The sequence below is a fragment of the Rhodanobacter sp. IGA1.0 genome, assembly GCF_040208325.1.
In the GTDB taxonomy this organism is placed as follows: Bacteria; Pseudomonadota; Gammaproteobacteria; order Xanthomonadales; family Rhodanobacteraceae; genus Rhodanobacter; species Rhodanobacter spathiphylli.
Window position 1 is genome coordinate 3,485,321 of sequence record NZ_CP157948.1, and the last position, 18,948, is coordinate 3,504,268.

Annotated in this window: 16 protein-coding genes; 9 read left to right on the top strand and 7 right to left on the bottom strand. The window is 69.2% G+C overall.

Annotation, left to right across the window (positions count from 1 at the left end):
* The first annotated feature begins 148 nt into the window (after positions 1 to 148).
* The 3 genes from ABNK63_RS15715 to ABNK63_RS15725 all read left to right on the top strand — a co-directional run bounded on the left by ABNK63_RS15715 (position 149) and on the right by ABNK63_RS15725 (position 5,514).
* Positions 149 to 1,558 carry a coniferyl aldehyde dehydrogenase gene (locus tag ABNK63_RS15715; protein ID WP_350016149.1) on the top strand — a complete coding sequence of 470 codons (1,410 nt, stop codon included), beginning with the start codon at positions 149 to 151 and terminating at the stop codon, positions 1,556 to 1,558.
* A 93-nt stretch (positions 1,559 to 1,651) separates the two neighbouring features.
* A complete protein-coding gene (locus tag ABNK63_RS15720; RefSeq protein ID WP_007806757.1) occupies positions 1,652 to 1,945 on the top strand; it encodes a YcgL domain-containing protein in 294 nt (97 codons plus the stop codon).
* Positions 1,946 to 2,079: 134 nt separating this feature from the next.
* Positions 2,080 to 5,514, top strand: a complete 3,435-nt coding sequence (locus ABNK63_RS15725; RefSeq protein WP_350016150.1) for an ankyrin repeat domain-containing protein — start codon at positions 2,080 to 2,082, stop codon at positions 5,512 to 5,514.
* Between the two features lie 197 nt (positions 5,515 to 5,711).
* Here the strand turns inward: ABNK63_RS15725 and ABNK63_RS15730 are convergent, their stop codons facing one another.
* The 5 genes from ABNK63_RS15730 to ABNK63_RS15750 form a co-directional block, all read right to left on the bottom strand.
* Positions 5,712 to 7,547 (bottom strand): monovalent cation:proton antiporter-2 (CPA2) family protein, encoded by a 1,836-nt coding sequence (locus ABNK63_RS15730; protein ID WP_350016151.1) that lies wholly within the window; start codon positions 7,545 to 7,547, stop codon positions 5,712 to 5,714.
* 143 nt (positions 7,548 to 7,690) lie between these two features.
* The gene (gene dcp / locus ABNK63_RS15735) at positions 7,691 to 9,886 is read right to left on the bottom strand and encodes a peptidyl-dipeptidase Dcp (protein ID WP_350016152.1); all 2,196 of its coding nucleotides are present in this window, start codon (positions 9,884 to 9,886) and stop codon (positions 7,691 to 7,693) included.
* Positions 9,887 to 10,168: 282 nt separating this feature from the next.
* Positions 10,169 to 10,516, bottom strand: coding sequence for a hypothetical protein (locus ABNK63_RS15740; protein WP_007806766.1), 348 nt, complete (start codon positions 10,514 to 10,516; stop codon positions 10,169 to 10,171).
* Positions 10,517 to 10,568: 52 nt separating this feature from the next.
* A complete protein-coding gene (gene bioD / locus ABNK63_RS15745) occupies positions 10,569 to 11,249 on the bottom strand; it encodes a dethiobiotin synthase (protein ID WP_350016153.1) in 681 nt (226 codons plus the stop codon).
* Positions 11,246 to 11,929 carry a TMEM175 family protein gene (locus ABNK63_RS15750; protein WP_007806769.1) on the bottom strand — a complete coding sequence of 228 codons (684 nt, stop codon included), beginning with the start codon at positions 11,927 to 11,929 and terminating at the stop codon, positions 11,246 to 11,248. The genes bioD and ABNK63_RS15750 overlap by 4 nt, the downstream gene beginning before the upstream one ends.
* Before the next feature lie 61 nt (positions 11,930 to 11,990).
* Between ABNK63_RS15750 and ABNK63_RS15755 the strand changes: the two genes are divergently transcribed.
* The gene (locus ABNK63_RS15755; protein WP_350016154.1) at positions 11,991 to 12,482 is read left to right on the top strand and encodes a GAF domain-containing protein; all 492 of its coding nucleotides are present in this window, start codon (positions 11,991 to 11,993) and stop codon (positions 12,480 to 12,482) included.
* A 24-nt stretch (positions 12,483 to 12,506) separates the two neighbouring features.
* Here the strand turns inward: ABNK63_RS15755 and yihA are convergent, their stop codons facing one another.
* Positions 12,507 to 13,139, bottom strand: a complete 633-nt coding sequence (gene yihA / locus ABNK63_RS15760) for a ribosome biogenesis GTP-binding protein YihA/YsxC (RefSeq protein ID WP_350016155.1) — start codon at positions 13,137 to 13,139, stop codon at positions 12,507 to 12,509.
* Positions 13,140 to 13,303: 164 nt separating this feature from the next.
* Between yihA and ABNK63_RS15765 the strand changes: the two genes are divergently transcribed.
* From ABNK63_RS15765 to ABNK63_RS15785, 5 genes are all read left to right on the top strand, one after another.
* Positions 13,304 to 14,023: a c-type cytochrome gene (locus tag ABNK63_RS15765; RefSeq protein ID WP_007806776.1), complete on the top strand. Its 720-nt coding sequence runs from the start codon at positions 13,304 to 13,306 to the stop codon at positions 14,021 to 14,023.
* A 66-nt stretch (positions 14,024 to 14,089) separates the two neighbouring features.
* A complete protein-coding gene (locus tag ABNK63_RS15770) occupies positions 14,090 to 14,992 on the top strand; it encodes a thiol:disulfide interchange protein DsbA/DsbL (RefSeq protein ID WP_350016156.1) in 903 nt (300 codons plus the stop codon).
* Positions 14,993 to 15,048: 56 nt separating this feature from the next.
* Positions 15,049 to 15,699: a thiol:disulfide interchange protein DsbA/DsbL gene (locus ABNK63_RS15775; RefSeq protein WP_007806779.1), complete on the top strand. Its 651-nt coding sequence runs from the start codon at positions 15,049 to 15,051 to the stop codon at positions 15,697 to 15,699.
* A 112-nt stretch (positions 15,700 to 15,811) separates the two neighbouring features.
* Positions 15,812 to 16,621 (top strand): endonuclease/exonuclease/phosphatase family protein, encoded by an 810-nt coding sequence (locus tag ABNK63_RS15780; protein ID WP_007806781.1) that lies wholly within the window; start codon positions 15,812 to 15,814, stop codon positions 16,619 to 16,621.
* Positions 16,618 to 17,034 (top strand): hypothetical protein, encoded by a 417-nt coding sequence (locus ABNK63_RS15785; protein ID WP_350016157.1) that lies wholly within the window; start codon positions 16,618 to 16,620, stop codon positions 17,032 to 17,034. The genes ABNK63_RS15780 and ABNK63_RS15785 overlap by 4 nt, the downstream gene beginning before the upstream one ends.
* On the opposite strand, the gene ABNK63_RS15790 is transcribed toward ABNK63_RS15785, so the two are convergent.
* Positions 16,948 to 18,543 carry a glycoside hydrolase family 17 gene (locus tag ABNK63_RS15790; RefSeq protein ID WP_350016158.1) on the bottom strand — a complete coding sequence of 532 codons (1,596 nt, stop codon included), beginning with the start codon at positions 18,541 to 18,543 and terminating at the stop codon, positions 16,948 to 16,950. The genes ABNK63_RS15785 and ABNK63_RS15790 overlap by 87 nt on opposite strands.
* Between the last annotated feature and the right edge of the window lie 405 nt (positions 18,544 to 18,948).

Below are 18,948 nucleotides of genomic sequence, written 5' to 3' on the forward strand. Positions count from 1 at the left end.
TTTTCAACCTCGAAGTCCGGCCAGGGATGGCCGGACGCGGATCGGTCACGCAAGTGACTGATCCGCGTGAGCACGTCCGGGCACGTACCGGACCTGCGATAGAAGAAAGCGACAGGAAGTGGCTTTCTTCACAGACTCTGAGAAGCCCATGACCGAGAGCCAGCTGCTGACCGCCGACCTGCAACGCCTGCGCGATGCGCAGGCGCGCGAACCGATGCCGGGGTGGGCGCTGCGCGCGCAGCGCCTGCGCAAGCTGGAGACGATGCTGCGCGAGCAGCGCAAGGCTTTCGCCGCCGCGATCCACGCCGACTTCGGCCAGCGCCCGGTCGAGGAAACCGACCTGCTGGAGATCTTCCCCAGCCTGTCGGCGATCCGCCACGCGCTGGGCCACGGCCGGCGCTGGATGAAGCCGCGGCGGCGGCTGGCCGACTGGCTGTTCCTGCCCGCGCGCACCGAGCTGCGGCCGCAACCGCTGGGCGTGGTGGGCATCATCGTGCCGTGGAACTATCCGCTGTACCTGGCCGTCGGCCCGCTGGTCGACGCACTGGTGGCCGGCAATCGCGCGATGCTGAAGATGAGCGAGTTCACCCCGCGCTTCTCGGCGCTGTTCGCCGAGCAGATGTCCCGCTACTTCGCCGCCGACGAGGTGCTGGTGGTGAACGGCGACGCGGCAGTGGCGCAGGCGTTTTCCGCGCTGCCGTTCGACCACCTGCTGTTCACCGGATCCACCGCGGTCGGCCACCACGTGATGCGCGCGGCGTCCGCCAACCTCACCCCGGTGACGCTGGAACTGGGCGGCAAGTCGCCGGCGATCATCGGCCCCGGCGCGCGCTTCGAGCACGCGGTGGAGCGCATCGTGTTCGGCAAGCTGGTCAATGCGGGGCAGACCTGCATCGCGCCCGACTACGTGCTGCTGCCGCGCGCACGGGTACCGGCATTCATCGAGGCCGCCGGCAAGGTGCTGGCGCAGATGTATCCCGCGCTGGGCCGGAACGGGCAGTACGCCAGCATCGTTTCCGATCGCCAGTACCAGCGCCTCACCGGCCTGCGCGATGACGCGCTGGCCGCCGGCGCGCAGGTGCACCGGCTCGGCGAGGCCGGCGAGGACGCCGCCAGCCGGCTGCTGCCGCCGCAATTGCTCACCGGCGTCACCGACGACATGGCGGTGATGCGCGAGGAGATCTTCGGCCCGCTGCTGCCGCTGGTGCCGTACGACCACCTGGACGACGCGATCGCCCACGTCCGCGCGCGGCCGCATCCGCTGGCCCTGTACCTGTTCGAGCACGACCAGGAGCTGGTCGACCGCGTGCTGGCGCGCACCCACGCCGGCGGTGTCAGCGTCAACGACACGCTGTACCACATCGCCCAGCACAAGCTGCCGTTCGGCGGCGTCGGCGCCTCGGGCATGGGCGGCTATCACGGCGAAGCGGGCTTCCGCACGTTCTCGCACCTGAAGCCGGTGTTCCGGCAGGCCCGCCTGAACGGCGCCGGCCTGCTCAACCCGCCGTACGGCGCGCGCTTCCGGCGCATGCTCGAGTTGTTGTTGAAGCGCGGTTGAACCGCGGGCCGCAACCGGGCACGCCCGGCTTGCGCACCTGCTACCCTCGATGCGATGCCGGGGCCGGCCCGGCACTTTCCGATGGGTCCTGCGATGCCATGTTTCGTCTACGCCAGCCTGCGCAAGGCTGGCAGCTACCTGTGGCTGGCCGAACGCGACGCGTTCGCCAGGCTGCCCGAGCCGCTGTTGCTGCTGCTGGGCGAACTGCGTTTCGTGATGGAAGTGCAGCTGGACGAACAGCGCAAGCTGCCGGTGGAAGACACCGCGCAGGTCCTCGCCCACCTGCGCGAGCAGGGCTGGCACCTGCAGGTGCCGCCCAATGAAACGCTGGCCGCGGCGAACCACCTGCCGTATACCCACTCCCCGCAGGATGACCGGGACGAGTGACGCGCCGGCCTGCGCGAATTCCGTCGGCGTGCTCGCGCCGGCGGATTTCCCTCGGCAGACTTCCTTCGACGGATTTCCATCGGCATTAACACTTGGTTACCGTCTGCCCATCCAACGATTTCTATACTCCCTCCATGACCCAGCCCAAATCGCGTCGCCGCCCTCCCTTCCTGCAAGCCCTGGCCTGGTTCGTTCCCGGTTTGCTGGCGGTCTTCGTGGCCGGCCTGGTCAACCATCCGCTGACCCTGATTCCGCTGCTGGCCGCCAACGCGCTGACCCTGGCCGCGGTCTGCCATGCGATCGGCTTCGACCCGGAACCGCAGTTCATGCGCACCGTGCTGCGCCGTGGCGCCGCCCACCTGGTGATGTTCACCGGCTACACCGTGGCGGTGTTCGTGCTGGTGGCCTGGCCGATGATGCAGCTGACCCACGCGCCCAGCCTCAGCGGCGCCCTGCTGCTGGCGGCCGCCCTGGTGCTGGCGCTGGTCGCGCTGTGGCGGCTGTGGCCGGCGTTCGGGCTGGTGTTCCTGTGGGACGACGCCTATCCGAGCCAGCGTGATGGCTCGTGGATATTCACCGCCACCTTGCGCAGCGTCGCGTTCGGTCGCCACCTGTCGCGCGAGGAGCGCTTCTTCAGCCACTTCCTGCCGGTCGCGTTCTCGCTGCTGGTGCTGTCCTTCGGCGCGATCGCGCTGACCGGCCTGTACGGCGTGGTGCCCTCCGAGCCGCGCATCGCGGCGCTGGCCCTGTACGGCATCGTGCTGCTGCCGGCCGGCTGTCTGGTGATCGCCAACCGCACGCTGCGGGCGCTGCTGTGCGAGAGCCGGCATGCGCGCCGGCGGGCCGACCTGGCGCCGACCCCGGCGCCTCGCCCGGTCCTCACCGAGATCGAGCGCACTGCCGGCACCCCGGAACAGGCCGCTGCCCTGCTCGCCGCCACCCGCGACGGCGACATCGAGCGCGCGCTGGCACTGGTCGAGGTGGGTGCCGATCCGGACACCGCGCCCGCGGCCGACGATCGCGACCAGCGTCCGGTGCTGATGCTGGCCGCCTTGCTGCCCGATACCCGTTTGCTGCGCGCACTGATCGCCCGGGGCGCCGACGTCAATCGCGCCAGCGGCGGCATCACCCCGCTGCTGGCCGCCACCCGCGACAGCTGGCACGGCCGCGCCGAGGCGGTGCTGACCCTGCTGGCCAACGGCGCCAGCCCGCTGGTCACCGATGCCGAGGGCAACACCGCGCTGCACGGCGCGGTGCTCAGCGCCGACGCCGGCGTGGCCGCGATGCTGCTGGATGCCGCCGCACCGATCAACGCACTGAACCAGGCCGGCATCAGCCCGCTGGCCACCGCCTGTCGCGCGGCGAACTGGCCGCTGGCGAAGTTCCTGCTGGAGCACGGCGCCAAACCGGTCGTGCCCGATGGCGAGCCGGCCCTGGTCGCCGCCAGCGGCATCGCCGACGACGACGTCGAAGGGGTGAAGCTGCTGCTCAAGCACCGCGCCCCGGTGAATGCCTGCGATGCGCGCCACCGGCACGCCCTGCTCGGCGCCGCCGCCGAAGGCCACGAACAGATCGCCCGCGCGCTTTGCGCCGCCGGTGCCGACGTGAACCTGGTCGACCACCGCGGCAGCAGCGCGCTGATGGAAGCGGCCCGCGCCGGCGCCGGCGGCATCGTGCAATTGCTGGCCGAGGCGAAGGCCGACGCGGGCCTGCGCGACAACCACGGTCGCGACGCGCTGACCCTGGCCTGCCAGTCGCCGCACGCCGACGCCGGCACGATCAGCGCCCTGCTTGCCCTGGGCGCCGACCCGAAAGCACCGGCTGGCGACGGCCGCAGCGCGCTCGACCACGCCGCCGCCGCGGGACGCTGGGACCTGGTCGCCGTGCTCGATCCGGATACGCCGCTGCCGACCAGCCTCAGCCAGGACGTGCTGGCCGAAGGCGCCGACACCCCCGGGCACCTGCTCGATGCCTTGCGCTTCGGCCACTGGGCGATCGTCTCGGGCCTCGTTGCCCGCGTGCGCGAATGGCCGCAGGCCGAGCTGGCCCGCATGTATCTGGAGCTGGCCTCGCCCGGCCTGGGCGCGGCCCGCCGCTGGCTGCTCGAACACGGTCTGGCCGCCGAAGCGCGACTGGACGCACCGCAGATCGACGACGCCGACACCGGCGACACGCCACACCTGCCGCCGCTGGGCCAGCGCGTGTTCGATGCGCTGCTGCAGCGGTTGCCCGATGCCACCGAGGCACTCGACGACCTGCTGCAGGCCGGCGCCACGCCGGCCGGCGCCGGCCTGCTGGCGCAGGCGCTGCTGAACACGCACGGTGCGGCCCAGTCGGCCGCGCTGCCGCTGAAGATGCTCGAAGCGGGCGCCGATCCGTTCGGCCCCGACGCCCGGGCGCGCAGCCCGCTGCAGCTGGCCGCGGTGAACGATCAGCTGGAGTTGCTGCAGGCACTGCTGCAGCGGGGCTGCGATCCCAACGCCCGCGACCGCGACGGCCGCACGCCGCTGTTCGCCGCGCTGGAGCACGGCGCACAGGCGCTGCCGCTGGTGCGCGCGCTGATCGCCCACGGCGCCGACCCGGAAGCCACCGACGCCAACGGCGAGACCCCGCTGGGCCTGGCGCTGGAACATCCCGCGGTGGAACGCTGGCTGGACTGGCGCGACTGGGCGCGGCCGAATCGCGCGCTGCGCGCCAGTGACCTTCCCGCCGCCGCGCGCGCCGGCGCGCTGGCCAGCGTGCAGCGGCTGCTGGAACTGGGTTTTGCCGTGGACACCCTCGACGAACAGGGCGCCAGCGCCCTGCTGCATGCCTGTGGCGCCGGTCACCGCGAGATCGCCGCCTGCCTGCTGGACGCCAACGCCGATGCGACCCGCGCCGCCCGCAGCGGCGTGACCCCGCTGGCCGCCGCGGTCGCCGCGCGGCGCGAGTCGCTGGTGGCCCTGCTGCTGCAGCGCGAGGTCGCCGTCGACCAGCGCCTGCCGAACGACGCCACCGCACTGATGGCGGCGGCGGCGATGGGCTATCCGGAGATCGCCGAGCAGCTGCTCGATGCGGGCGCCGACATCAAGGCGGTCGACAACGCCGGGCGCAGCGCGCTGCACGCGGCGGCGCAGTTCGGCTTCGAGCACAACGACAGCCTGCGCGCGCGGCGCCTGTTCGACGTGCTGCTCAAGCGTGGCGCCGACATCAACCACGCGGACCATGAAGGCAAGACGCCGCTGCTGCTGTTGCTCGGCGCCCAGCTGCGACCGGGCAGCAGCTGCGACGCCACCCACATCGGGGCGCTGGTGCCGCTGCTGCTGGATGCCGGCGCCCAGGTCGGCCACGCCGACCAGCGCGGCGTCACCGCGCTGCACGCCTGTGCGATGCACGCCTTGCTGCCGCCCGCCCGGGTACTGCTGTCGCGCGGTGCCGACCGCAACGCGGCCGACGCATTCGGACGCAGCGCGGCGGACGTGGCCAGGCAACTCGGTTATGTGGACATCGCCCACGAGCTGGCCGCGCGCAGCAGCGCGATCCCCAGCGTGCGGCAGACCCTGCGCCAGCCCGCCCAGCCGGCCGACTGAGAGGTTGTGAGTTTTTCAACCTCTCAGGTCGGCCAGGCACGGCCGACCGCGGATCGGGCACGTCGGTGCCTGATCCGCGTGAGCGAGTCCGGGCGTGTACCGGACTCGCGATAGAAGAAAACCACAGGACGTGGTTTTCTTCACAGGCACTGAGGCGCGACCGCGCCCATCGGCGCGGCCATCGCCCGATCAGCGTTTCACTCTTCCCCGGTCAGCGGAATGCCGGCATCGCGCTCGCGCACACGTTCGGCCTCGGGCGAGGCATCGGCCTCGAACAGGCGTTCCAGGTCGGCCAGCGCCTCGCGCGTGGTCTGCACCAGCTTGGTCTCGTCGTCGTAGACCAGGTATTGCGCCTTGATCAGCTCCGCATCCTGGCGCCGGAAACGTTCCACCCGGTCGACCGCCTGCTCCGGCGTGAGGCCCAGCGCGACCAGGGCCTGCTTGGTCATCTTCAGGCTCGAATACAGCGTCTCGCGCACCGGCTCGTCGACGCCCAGGTCCATCAGCCGCCACACGTGCTGGCGGTTGCGCGCCCGCGCGATGATCTTCAGGTGCGGATACTGCCGGCGCACCACCCGCGCCACGCGCAGGCTCGACTCGGGGTCGTCGCTGGCCAGCACGAACACCTCGGCCTTGTCCGCCTGCGCGGCACGCAGCAGCTCCGGCCGGGCCGGATCGCCGTAGAAAATGTCGGTGACGTTGCCAAAGCGCTGGATCAGGTCCATCTGCTCCACCGAGTGGTCGAGCGCCACGAACGGAATGCTCTGCGCGCGCAGCACGCGGGCCACGATCTGACCCATGCGGCCATAGCCGGCGATGATCACCCGCGGCACGTGCGTGTCGATGGTGTCGTAGGCGCGCGTGGGCTTCTTCGCCTTGCCGCCGAGCAACCGCGACAGCACGGCAACCAGCAGTGGCGTCAACGCCATCGACAGCGAGATCGCCAGCACCAGCAGGTTGTGCTGCGGGCCGTTGAGCAGTTGCTGCTCCTGCGCCAGCTTCAGCACCACGAATGCAAACTCGCCGCCGCAGGCCAGCAGCACCGCCAGCCGCAACGCCTCGGCGCGATCCAGCCCGCCGACCAGGCGACCCAGCGGCCACAACAGCGTGCCCTTCAGCAGCATCAGGGCAAGCACCACCGCCAGCACGCGCAGCGGCTGGTGCAGCAGCAGCGACAGATCCATCGACATGCCGACGCTGATGAAGAACAGGCCCAGCAGCAGCCCCTTGAACGGTTCGAGGTGCGATTCCAGGTCGTGCCGGTATTCGGAATCGGCCAGCAGCACGCCGGCCAGGAAGGCGCCCAGCGTGGCGGACACGCCAGCCAGCTCCATCAGCCAGGCGGTACCCATCACCACCAGCAGCGCGGTGGCGGTGGAGACCTCCACCGCATCGGCCTTGGCCACGAAGCGGAACACCGGGCGCAACAGGTAACGGCCACCGACCACCACCGCCACGATCACGCCGATCGTGCGCATGGTGCCGGTCAGATCCACGCCATGGCGGGCGGAGGCCGTGGCCAGCAACGGCACCATCGCGATCAGCGGGATCGCCGCCAGGTCCTGGAACAGCAGGATCGCGAACGCCTGGCGTCCGTAGGCCGAGCCGACTTCCTTGCGCTCGGCGAGGATCTGCAGGCCGAACGCGGTGGACGACAGCGCCAGGCTGCCGCCCGCGATCACCGCCGTCTTGCCGGGCAGGCCTTCCAGGAAATACGCCACCGCCGCGATCACCACGCTGCTGGCCAGCACCTGCAACAGGCCGGTGCCGAACACCGAGCGGCGCATCACCCACAGCCGTTGCGGTGACAATTCCAGGCCGATCACGAACAGCATCAGCACGATGCCGAATTCGGAAATCGTGCTGACCCCGGCGGTATCGCCGACCAGCCCGAGCAATTGCGGCCCGATCACCACGCCGGCCAGCAGGTAGCCGAGCACCGACCCCAGCCGGAAGCGCTTGGTCAGCGGCACCGCGATCACCGTGGCCAGCAGGAACACCAGCGCGGTCTGCAGGTAGTGGTGGTTGTCCAAGCGCGTGCGGCTCCGGTCGGGGAGGTTCGATTATTCCACGCGAAGGCCAGCCGCACCCGCTGCCGGTGCGGTTCGCAGTTTCCGAAAACGATCAGGCCCGCTTGCGGCGGGCCTGATCTTCCAGCGCGGAATGCTGCAACGGCTTACTTCTTCGGCGCGTCCTTCAAGCCGCGGTTTTCCAGCATCGGCTCGATCTGCGGGTCCTGGCCGCGCCAGTCCTTGTACATCTTGGCCAGCTCCTCGGTGTTGCCCCGCGACAGCACCATGGCGCGGAAGCGGTCGCCGTTCTCGCGGGTCAGGCCGCCGTGTTCCTTGAAGCCCACGAAGGCATCGTCGGCCAGCATCTCGGTCCACAGGTAGGCGTAGTAGCCGGCGGCGTAGCCGTTGCCCCAGATGTGCTGGAAGTAGCTGGAGCGGTAGCGCGGCGGCACGTAGCCGAGGTCGATGCCGTCCTTCTTCAGCGCGGCGGCTTCGAACTTGTCGGCATCCTGCAGCGGCGCGTCGGCGCCCAGCATGTGCCAGTTCATGTCCAGCAGCGCGGCCGAGACCAGCTCGGTCATGTTGTAGCCGGAGTTGAACTTGCCGGCCTTCGTCATCTTGTCGACCAGCGCCTTGGGCATCGGCTCGCCGGTCTGGTAGTTCTTCGCGTAGTGGGCGAACACCTTCGGATCGGTGGCCCAGTGCTCGTTGAACTGCGAGGGGAACTCGACGAAGTCGCGCGCGGTGTTGGTGCCGGACAGGGTCGGGTACTGCTCGTCGGCGAAGATGCCGTGCAGGGCGTGGCCGAACTCGTGGAACATGGTGATCACGTCATCGAACGACAGCAGCGCCGGCTGGCCCGCGGCCGGCTTGCTGAAGTTGCCGACGTTGTAGATCACCGGCTTGGTGCCCAGCAGTTTCGACTGGGTGACCAGGTTGTCCATCCAGGCGCCGCCGTTCTTGTTGTCGCGCTTGAAGTAGTCGCAGTAGAACAGCGCCATCGAGCTGCCATCCTTGTCGAACACCTCGAACACGCGCACGTCCGGCTGGTACACCGGGATGTCCTTGCGCTCCTTGAAGGTCAGTCCGTACAGCTGGTTGGCCGCGTAGAACACGCCGTTCTGCAGCACGTTGTCCAGTTCGAAGTACGGCTTGATCTGGTTTTCGTCGAGGTCGTACTTCGCCTTGCGCACCTGCTCGGCGTAGAAGTTCCAGTCCCACGGCTGCAGCTTGAAGCCGCCGTGCTGCTGGTCGATCACCGCCTGGATATCGGCCGCCTCCACCTTGGCGCGGCCGGTGACGGCGGGCACCAGGTCCTGCATGAACTTCAGCGCGGTTTCCGGCGTCTTCGCCATCTGGTCGTCGAGCTTCCACGCGGCATAGCTGGGGAAGCCGAGCAGCTTCGCCTGTTCGGCGCGGATCTGCGCCAGCCGCTCGATGGTCTTGCGGGTGTCGTTCGCGTCGCCCTGCTCGGCACGGTTCCACGAGGCCTCGAACAGCGCCTGGCGGGTGGCGCGGTCGGTGAGGTCCTGCAGCTCCGGCTGTTGGGTGGTGTTCTGCAGCGACAGCACGTACTTGCCGTCCTGCTTGCGGTCCTTGCCGGCCTGGCTGGCGGCGGCCAGTTCGGCATCGGACAGGCCGGCCAGCTTCGCCTTGTCGGCGATCACCGGCGCGGCGTCCTTCGTTGCGGCCAGCAGCTTGTTGGTGAACGCGGTGCTCAGCGTGGACTCTTCCTTGTTGAGGTCCTTCAGCTTCGCCTTGTCGGCGTCGGACAGCCTGGCGCCGGCGTGCACGAAGTTCCGGTAGACCACCTCGACCAGGCGCGCCGATTCGGGGTCGAGCTTGAGCGTGTCGCGCTGGTCGTAGACCGTCTGCACGCGCTGGAACAGCTTGCTGTCAAGATAGATCGCGTCCTCGTGCGCGGCCAGCTTCGGCGCTTCGTCTTCCTGCACTTTCTGCAGCGCGTCGTCGGTGTTGGCACCGGTGACGGCGTTGAAGGCCGTCATCACCCGGCTCAGCATGGCGCCGGATTTCTCCATCGCCACGTAGGTGTTCTCGAAGGTGGGCGCTTCGGGGTTGTTCGCGATCTTCTCGATCTCGGCCATGTGCTGCTTCATGCCCTCTTCGATCGCGGGCTGGTAGTCGGCGTCATGGATCTTGTCGAACGGCGGCGCCTGGAACGGCAGCGTGCTGGCGCTGTAGAACGGGTTGCTGGTCATGTCGGTGGCCGCCGGCGCGGCGCTGCTGGTGCTGACGGCGGAAGCGGCCGGCGCGGGTGGGTTGGCGGCGCCTTCCGGCTGCTGCGAGCAGGCGGCCAGGGCCATCGTGGTGGCGATCACAATCGTGCGCAGTCGAAGCATCGGGTTCCCCAGGAGTGGTGCGCCCGGCATCGGGCACGGAAGTCTGACCGCCGACTGTAGGAGCGTGGGCGGTAGAAACACAAGCGGCTGCGGCTGCGTGGTTTTGGCCAGCTTTTCCGCTCCTTTTCGTCGAATGGCTACGGCTGTTCGCCTCGAACGATCGAAAAAGCTGACTCAAGACCACGTTGCCTCGCTCACCTGGTTTGCACCGCCCACGCTCCTGGCGAGACGGCGGCCCGTTTCCAGACGGTGACGCCGTGAGGCGGCGCAGAATCCTGCGACTCAGGCGGCGCGCAGGTCGCGCAACTGCCAGGCGCCGCCGATCAGCAGGTACAGCCGATGGCGCACCACGCTCATCGGCAGGTCGGTGATCAGGTCCACCTCGGTGTGCAGGTCGACCACCCGCGCGTCCACCTGCGCGGCCGGGTCGGTGGCGCCCAGACTGTCGTCGACCGCGTCCGGATCAGGCTGCGCCGCGCGCCAGCGCCGGAACAGCTCGTCGCTGCGCAAGGCTTGCTGCAGGGTGCTGGCGAAACCGTCCGGGCCGGCGCCATCCCACGAGAAACGCGGATCGTCGCCCCGTGCGTGGACGATGTCGGCGATCGAAAGGTAGTAGTGGTTGCGGGCCATGGTCACTCCGGCGTGGGAAACGTGCGCCATCCGAACACATCGGATGTGAAGCTCAGTCCAAGGCGGCCACGGCGGCGGCCAGGCAGCCCGCGGCCTGCGCCGGCGCCACGCCGTGCGGCAGCACGCCCAGGCACGGCGCGGGCAGCAACGCGCGCAGCGTGTCCAGGTTTTCTTCCGGCGCGTCCATCGACGGGTCCACCCGGTTGCCGATCCAGCCCAGCAGGTGGCAGCCGTCGGCCACGACTGCCCGGGCGCTGAGCAGGGCGTGGTTGAGGCAGCCCAGGCGCAGGCCCACCACCAGGATCACCGGCAGCTGCCATTGCCTGGCGATGTCCGAGGCCGACAGGCCGGGCGCCAGCGGCACCAGCCAGCCGCCCACGCCCTCCACCACCACCGTCGAGTGCCGCGCGGCCAGTTGCTCGAACGCGGCGCGCAGCGGCGCCAGGGTGATCGTCACGCCGTCGTGGGCGGCAGCAAGATGCGGCGACAGCGGGTCGCGCAGCGCCACCGGATTGACCAGCGCGTACGGCAACCCCGCATCAACACTCGCCGCCAGCAGCGCCAGCGCATCGTCGTTGCGCAGGCCGTGCGGGGTTTCCACGCAACCGCTGGCGACCGGCTTCATGCCGCAGGCGTCACGGCCGGCCGCGCGCAAGGCATGCAGCAGGGTGCAGGCGGCGTGGGTCTTGCCGATGCCGGTGTCGGTGCCGGCGATGAATACCGTCGTCGTCATGCCTGCGCGTAGCGCCGGTTGAACTGGTTCACCACCGGGCCGATCAGGAACAGCAGCGAGTACATCAGGCCGGGGACCGACCACATCCAGCCGGGCACCGACAACGGCATCAGCAGGGCGACCAGCGCCGAGGCCAGGCCGATCGCCGCCGGCACGATCCAGATCCGCATCTCGCGGCGTGCGTCCAGGTTGTCCAGGCCGTGCCGGGCGGCGACCCTGGCCGCATCGGAGAACAGCAGGGCCAGGGTGCCGGCCATGCAGGCGTAGGCCAGCCCGTAGCAGACGAACAGCGTGCGCATGTCGGCCGGCCCGCTCACCGTGAAATCACCGGGCAGGTAGCCGCCGCTGATCGAGGAGAACACCCCTGAGAACACCATGTGCAGCGGATAGACGAAGATCATCGCGAAGAACACCAGCAGCAGCGACAGCCAGCGCCCGCTGGCGCCCGCGCCGAGGCAACGCTTGCGCCAGCGCACGTGGCCATGCCAGAAGAACGCGATCTGGAAGAAGCACACGGCAAACGCGGGGATGCCGCCCAGCGCGTGCAGCAACTTGCCGGTGCTGTCGGGAATCGATTCGCCGCCGATCAGCAGCAAGGTGAGGATGAACGCGAACGCGCCATCCACGAACATGTCCAGGCGCCCCGCCTCGATCCCTTCGCGCTGCTCGGTCAGACTCATCTGGCATCCCCCGTGATGGTGGCTCGGCGCATAATACGGGCTTTGCCGCGGGACGCATCGCATGTTCGACCTGAAAGCCCAGACCTACGCCAGCAAGCGCGAGCACTACGCCGACCTGGTGCAGCAGGCGCGCGGCATCCTGGCCGGCGAGCGCGACCTGATCGCCAACGCGGCCAATTTCGGCGCACTGGTCTATCACAGCCTGGCGCAGGTGAACTGGGCAGGCTTCTACCTGTACGACGGCCATGAACTCGTGGTGGGTCCGTTCCAGGGCAAACCCGCGTGCATCCGCATCGCGCTGGGCCGGGGCGTCTGCGGCACCGCTGCGCAGGCCCGCGAAACCCAGCTGGTGCGCGACGTCAACGCGTTCGCCGGGCACATCGCCTGCGACGCCGCCTCGCAATCGGAAATCGTGGTGCCGCTGGTCAAGGCCGACGGCAGCCTGCTCGGCGTGTGGGATGTCGACAGCCCGGTCACCGACCGCTTCGACGAAGACGACCGCGCCGGCATGGAAGCGCTCTGCGCCGTGTTCATGGCATCCGTGCAGGGCTGAAACCCTGGTCGCGGCCGTGGCGGCTCAGCGCTCGCGGCCCTGATGTGCGCCTTCGCGCGGCTGCGCCAGCAAGTCCATCACCGCCTGCCGCGCCTCCTCCACGCCGGTGCCGGCGGAGGAGGAAAACACCTGGGCGGTGGCGGACAGGTTTTCGGCGGCGAACTGCCTGCGCAACGCGGCCAGTGCCTGCGCCGCCTGGCCGCGCGAGATCTTGTCCGCCTTGGTCAGCAGCACGTGGCACGGCAGCTGGGTGTCAAAACAGAACTGCAGCATCAGCCGGTCGAATTCCTTCAGCGGATGGCGGATGTCGACGATCAGCACCAGCCCGCGCAGGCTGCGGCGCTGGTGCAGGTAGGCGTCGATCTCCTGCTTCCAGTGCTCGCGCATGTCCAGCGGCACCTTGGCGTAGCCGTAGCCGGGCAGGTCGATCAGGCGCAGGTCGGGGGTCGGTAGATTGAACGCCACCATCTGCTGGGTGCGCCCCGGCGTCTTCGAGGTGCGTGCCAGTCCCTTGTGGTTGGTCAGTGCGTTCAGCGCACTGGACTTGCCCGCGTTGGAGCGGCCGGCGAAGGCGACTTCCGCGCCCTGGTCGGCGGGAAGCTGGCTGATGCGATGGGCGGCGAGCACGAATTGCGCGCCCTGGAGGGGATTGGACATGAGGATGGTTTGACCAAGCTGGGGTGGCGCAGGGATAATTCTTCGGTTTCTGCCTGTTGCGGGCCGCGTGGCCGCGATCGCTGGCAGTGTTTGCAAGTCTCTCGGGAGTCAAGTGTATGAGTTTTCGGTCCGCTGGTTTTCGGCCCGCTGTTCTCGGGTCCGCCATGGCCCTCGTGTTCGCGCTGTCCGCCAGCGCCGCGATGGCCCAAGATGCCAAGCCGGAGACCGCGGCCCCCGCTGCCGCAAGCACTGCCGCCGCGGCGCCTGCGGCACCGGCCGTCGCCGCTGCTGAAGCCCCGGCCAAGCCGGGTGACGCCACCGCGGGCCAGGCCAAGGCCGCCGTCTGCGGCGCCTGCCACGGCATGGACGGCAACTCCGCCGATGCGCAGTACCCGAAACTGGCCGGCCAGAGCGAGCAGTACATCGTTCGCCAGCTGACCAGCTTCAAGGCCGGCAAGCGCCAGAACCCGATCATGATGGGCATGGCCGCGCCGCTGTCGACCCAGGACATGCACGACGTGGGTGCCTACTTCTCCAGCAAGACGGCGCTGCCGGGCGTGGCCGACCAGGCCCTGGTCGAGCATGGCCAGACGCTGTTCCGCCAGGGCGATTCGACCCGTGGCATTCCGGCCTGCATGGCCTGCCACAGCATCGACGGCCGCGGCAACCCGGGCGCGATGTATCCGCAGCTGACCAGCCAGCACGCGCAGTACATCGAGGCGACGCTGAAGTCCTGGCACGACGGCACCACCTGGGGTGACGACGCGCATGCGCAGATCATGCCGGCGATCGCCAAGCAGCTGACCCCCGACGACATCGCCGCCCTGGCCAGCTACATCGAAGGCCTGCACAGCGCCGACAGCCAGCCTGCCGCCACTCCCTGATCGAACCCGCGCCGACCATCAAGTGTCGGCGCGCTGGTTTTTCGCGCCCCACTTTCGAGGTCTGCCATGTTGAAGCGTCTGCCGTTCCTGTGTGCCGCCCTGCTCGCGCTCGCCGCCTGCAGCCATGACAGCAACAGCGATAACAGCGCCGCCGAGGCAACCGCTCCGGCCGTCACCAGCACGGCCCCTGCCGCCACGGCGCCGGCCGGCACCGTGAGCAGCCCCGCCACCGCCTCCACCGCCGCTGCCGCCAGCACCGCCGCCGCACCGGCCGGCAGCGCAAGCGTCGCGCCGACCGAGGCTCCCGCCGACACGGCGAAGCCGGCGGTGGCCGCCGCGCTGTTCGTGGACACCGGCAAGTGGGTCGAAGGCAAGAACTACTTCCGCATCGATCCGGCGCAGCCGACCAGCCATCCGGGCAAGATCGAGGTGACCGAGGTGTTCTCCTACGGCTGCCCGGCCTGCAACGCTTTCCATTCCACCGTCGACCGCATCGCCAAGAGCCTGCCGTCGGACGCGGTGATGAACTACCTGGCCGCCTCCTTCCGTCCTGACGAAAACTGGCCGATGTACCAGCGCGCGTTCTACACCGCGCAGGCGCTGGGCGTGGTCGACAAGAGCCACGACGCGATGTACGACGCGGTGTGGAAGAGCAAGGAGCTGTCGACCTACAACGCCACCTCCAGCGGACTGAAGCCGCAGGAGGCGTGGCCCACGATCGAGGATGCGGCGAAGTTCTACGCCAAGTACGGTGTCGACCCGAAGGAGTTCGTCGCCGTCGCCAACTCGTTCAGCGTCAACACCCAGATGAAGCGCGCCGACGACCTGATGAAGGCCTACGGCGTGGAAAGCACGCCGACCATGATCGTCAACGGCAAGTACCGCTTCACCGCGGGTGACGCGGGCGGCTACGCGCAGTCGATCGAGCTGACCCTGTGGCTGGTGTCGAAGGAAGCGGCTGGCAAGTAAGCGCTTCGGTTAAGCTGGTCAGCCGGCATCCCCACCGCATTCGAGCGAAGAAACCCATGTTCCAGCGATTCGCCTGTTCCCGCGTCCTGATCCTGCTTGCCGGCCTGCTGCTGGCCACCGCCTGTACCGCGAAATCCGGCGCGGTGGACCCGTACACCGACGGCACCGAGTACGTCACCCTGCCCGCCCCGCACCAGCGCTACAGCAGCGAGGGCAAGGTGGAGGTGGTCGAGGTGTTCTCGTATGGCTGCATCCATTGCGCCCACTTCGCGCCGGTGGCCGACGCGCTGGCCAGACAGTTCCCCAAGGGCGTGGAGTTCAAGCTGGTGCCGGCGCCGTTCAGCGCGGAATGGGTGCCATTTGCCCGGGCGTTCTACGCAGCCAAGCAGCTGGGCGTGCTGGATCGCACGCACCTGGCCCTGTTCCAGGCCAAGTTCGAGCAGCACTACCCGATCAACTCGATGGACGAGCTGGCCGATTTCTACGCACGCGCTGGCGTCGATCGCGCCGCGTTCATGCGGGCGGCCACGTCGACCCAGACCACCGACCAGATGAAGAGCGATCTCGCCCTGATCCAGAAGTGGCAGGTCGACGGCACGCCGACCATCGTGATCAACGGCAAGTACCGCGTCGCCGCGGTGCACTCCTACGACGAGATGGTCGCCGTCACGCAGTGGCTGGTGAAGCGCGAGCTGGCCGGCAAGTAGTTGCCGCCCTTCCGGCGGCTGGCGTGGCGTTCACACCGGATGGATCATGCTCGCCGCCAGTTCGACGCATGAGCTCATGCGCCGGCTTTCCCTTTTCGCGTAGCGGCCCGCCATGACTCGCGCCTCCGTTTCAACCGCCCCTGCCGAGCGTCACCTGCGCCTGCTGAGCTGCAACATCCTGGCCGGCGCCAGCGTGCAGCGCTATCGCCAGTACGTGACCCGCAGCCTCAGTGCGGTGCTGCCCGGACGCAGCAAGATGGACAACCTCGACCGGCTCGCCGAAGTGCTGGCGCAGTTCGACGTGGTCGGCCTGCAGGAAGCCGATGCAGGCAGCCTGCGTTCGGGCTTCCTCAACCAGACCCGCTACCTCGCCGAAACCTCCGGCCTGCCGTTCTGGAGCCACCAGCCCAACCGGGCGATGGCCAGGCTGGCGCATTCGGCGAACGGTCTGATCAGCCGGCTCGAACCGCATTCGGTGACCGACTACCCGCTGCCCAGCCGTATCCCGGGCCGCGGCGCCCTGCTGGCCCAGTTCGGCGAAGGCGACAACGCGCTGGCGGTGATGGTCGCCCACCTGTCGCTGAGCGCGCAGGCGCGTGCCCGCCAGCTCGGCTTCATCGCCGAGTTGCTGCAGGATTTCCCTCATGCGGTGCTGATGGGCGATCTCAACGCCGAGCCCGGCAGCGCCGAGATGAAACAACTTTTCACCAAGTCCACGCTGCAGCCGCCAGCCCAGCCCACGCCAACCTTCCCCAGTTGGAAGCCGCGGCGGGCGCTGGATCACATCCTCACCTCGCCGGCGATCACGCTGGAGAAAACCTGGGCCTTGCCGCAGGCGTTCTCCGATCACCTGCCGCTGGCGGCGGAGATCCGCCTGCCGGCGCACGTCGGCGGCAAGGCCTCGGCGAAACGCAGTCGATGACCTCGAACCGATGGCGACTGGCCTGGCCATGGCTGGCCCTGCTGCTGGTGGCGCTGCTCGGCGCATGGTTGCGCTACGGCGTGGTCGAGCCCGGCTCGATGGCGCAGCAGTGCGGCGCCGCCCACGCGCCGTGGTGGTGCCCGTGGCGGCAGCGGCTGGTGCTGGGTTTCCTGCACAACGTGTATGGCATCGCGGCACTGATCGCGACCGCGCCGGCGTTGTTGTGGAAGCGCCCGTGGCTGGCCTGGCTGGCCGCCGCCCTGGGCATCGTGGCGCTGCAGCTGTACTGCTTCGAGAGCGGCGCGCTGGCTGCGCTGGTCGGTTGCCTACGCCTGCTCAGGTTGCAGGCGGACGGCCTGCCGCCACGCCGACCAGACCGGCGCGGCCAGCAGCAGGTTCATACCCAGCCATAACCACGCCACCGGAGTCAGCCCCGCCTCCTGCCACAGCACCGCCGCCGCCAGCAGTGGCAGCAGGCAGGCCAGGAAGCGCTCCTCCAGCAACGGCATCAGCGGCGCGCGACGATCGGACAGCCAGCCGAGCAGCGCGTAGCCGGCACAGGGCAACAGGAACAGGCCCAGCGGAAAATCCCGATAGCGCCCGTCGACCACCAGCAACAGGCCGTAGAAGGCCAGCGCGAACAACCAGCCCAGTCGCCACCACGGCCGCGGCAGCGGCGCATCCGCCCCGCACAGGCGCGCGGCGATCCAGTGCGCCAGGCGCAGCGCGGCAAGCAGCGCCAGTGCGCACGCGCCCAGCGACACCGTCCACTCCCATGCGTCGCGACAGGCGTACCACATCTGGCGGAACTGCCAGGCCAGCGCGCCGCCGCTGGCCGCGCCGGCCAGCATCAAGGCCAGCCAGCCACTCGCGCCGCGCCAGCGACGCCGCCACGCACCGACCAGCAGGAACACGCCGGCGCCGACCGCGCCGGCCAGCCAGCCCGCCCACCAGTGCGGCTCTTCCACCACCGGCCCCTGCATCGCGAACTTCGGCCGCGCCTGCGCATCGAAGATGCCCCAGTAGCCGCCCACGGTGCCTTCCTGGGCGCGTTTCCACGGCTGGTCAAACGCTTCGATCACGTTGTACGGCATGTGCACGGTGGCCGCGTAGCGCAGGAACTCGCGCAGGTAGCGGGCCTCGTTGACCACGCTGGCGCTGGCCGCCTGGCGCGGGCGTCCGGCGCTGGGCCAGCCGGTCTCGCCGATCATCACGGCGCGGCCGGGAAACGCCTGCTGCACCTTCGCGTAGACGTCGGCCACGTGCCGCACCGCCCGCTCGGGTGACACCGGCTGGTCTTCCCAGTACGGCAGGATGTGGATGGTCAGGTAGTCGACCGAGCCGGCCAGCTCGGGATGGCGCAGCCAGAACTCCCACACGTCGGCATAGGTCACCGGCACCGTGACCGCCTGGCGCACCTGTTTCAGATAGACGGCCAACTGGCTGGCCGGCAGATCGCCACGCAACAGCACCTCGTTGCCCACGATCACCCCGCGCAGCACCTGCGGATACCTGTTTGCGGTGGCGATGCCCAGTCGCACCTGTTCGGCGTTCGCCTTCGCGTCGCCGCCCAGCCAGATGCCCATCAGCACCTTCATGCCATGGCGTTCGGCGATCGCCGGCACTTCGCTCAGGCCCTGTCCTTGCGAATACGTGCGCACGCAATCGAAGCGTTGCGACAACGCGGCAAGATCGGCATCGATGCGCTCGGCGCTGATGTGCGCCGTCGGGTCCAGTGGCGTCTCGCCGGCACGACGAAACGGCGCATACGACACGCAGGCGATGCGCGCCGACGGCGCATCCGGCAAGGCCACGGGTCGACCGATCGCCCACCACCACCATGCGGCGGCCAGTGCCATCACCACCAGCGCGAGCCATGCCGGCCAGACGCGACGGAAAACAGGCGAAGCAGCTGGCGACATGCCGATCCCGGTAAAGGCGTGGAGGAAGCGCGACAGCTTAAGGGAACGCTGATCAAGTATCACCACCGTCACCCACCCTCTCTGTTCGCAGACCACAGGGCCGTCGGCGAAGGCAGACTGGCCGTCTGTCGAGGCGACGGACCGAAGGTATGCGGACAGAGAGGGCGGGCCTCAACTTCTTGAATTCGAAATGATGAGGTGATGACTGGAAGGCCTCCAGCCGATGCCGCGCAGCTTGGCAAGACGGCCAGTCTTGCCGGCGCCACGCAACATCACCTGCGAGCCTTCCAGTCATCATGACGGCGGCGATACTTGGTCAGCGTTGCCTTAACAGGGCCCACCACGCACTCACCGGATGGCGACAAGTCGAAACGGGCCATCCACTACACTGGCTGCGATCCACCG

Coding starts and splice junctions, on each gene's coding strand:
- ABNK63_RS15715 (WP_350016149.1), top strand. CDS start 149: ATGACCGAGAGCCAGCTGCTGACCGCCGACCTGCAACGCCTGCGCGAT.
- ABNK63_RS15720 (WP_007806757.1), top strand. CDS start 1,652: ATGCCATGTTTCGTCTACGCCAGCCTGCGCAAGGCTGGCAGCTACCTG.
- ABNK63_RS15725 (WP_350016150.1), top strand. CDS start 2,080: ATGACCCAGCCCAAATCGCGTCGCCGCCCTCCCTTCCTGCAAGCCCTG.
- dcp (WP_350016152.1), bottom strand. CDS start 9,886: ATGCTTCGACTGCGCACGATTGTGATCGCCACCACGATGGCCCTGGCC.
- ABNK63_RS15740 (WP_007806766.1), bottom strand. CDS start 10,516: ATGGCCCGCAACCACTACTACCTTTCGATCGCCGACATCGTCCACGCA.
- bioD (WP_350016153.1), bottom strand. CDS start 11,249: ATGACGACGACGGTATTCATCGCCGGCACCGACACCGGCATCGGCAAG.
- ABNK63_RS15750 (WP_007806769.1), bottom strand. CDS start 11,929: ATGAGTCTGACCGAGCAGCGCGAAGGGATCGAGGCGGGGCGCCTGGAC.
- ABNK63_RS15755 (WP_350016154.1), top strand. CDS start 11,991: ATGTTCGACCTGAAAGCCCAGACCTACGCCAGCAAGCGCGAGCACTAC.
- yihA (WP_350016155.1), bottom strand. CDS start 13,139: ATGTCCAATCCCCTCCAGGGCGCGCAATTCGTGCTCGCCGCCCATCGC.
- ABNK63_RS15765 (WP_007806776.1), top strand. CDS start 13,304: ATGGCCCTCGTGTTCGCGCTGTCCGCCAGCGCCGCGATGGCCCAAGAT.
- ABNK63_RS15770 (WP_350016156.1), top strand. CDS start 14,090: ATGTTGAAGCGTCTGCCGTTCCTGTGTGCCGCCCTGCTCGCGCTCGCC.
- ABNK63_RS15775 (WP_007806779.1), top strand. CDS start 15,049: ATGTTCCAGCGATTCGCCTGTTCCCGCGTCCTGATCCTGCTTGCCGGC.
- ABNK63_RS15780 (WP_007806781.1), top strand. CDS start 15,812: ATGACTCGCGCCTCCGTTTCAACCGCCCCTGCCGAGCGTCACCTGCGC.
- ABNK63_RS15785 (WP_350016157.1), top strand. CDS start 16,618: ATGACCTCGAACCGATGGCGACTGGCCTGGCCATGGCTGGCCCTGCTG.
- ABNK63_RS15790 (WP_350016158.1), bottom strand. CDS start 18,543: ATGTCGCCAGCTGCTTCGCCTGTTTTCCGTCGCGTCTGGCCGGCATGG.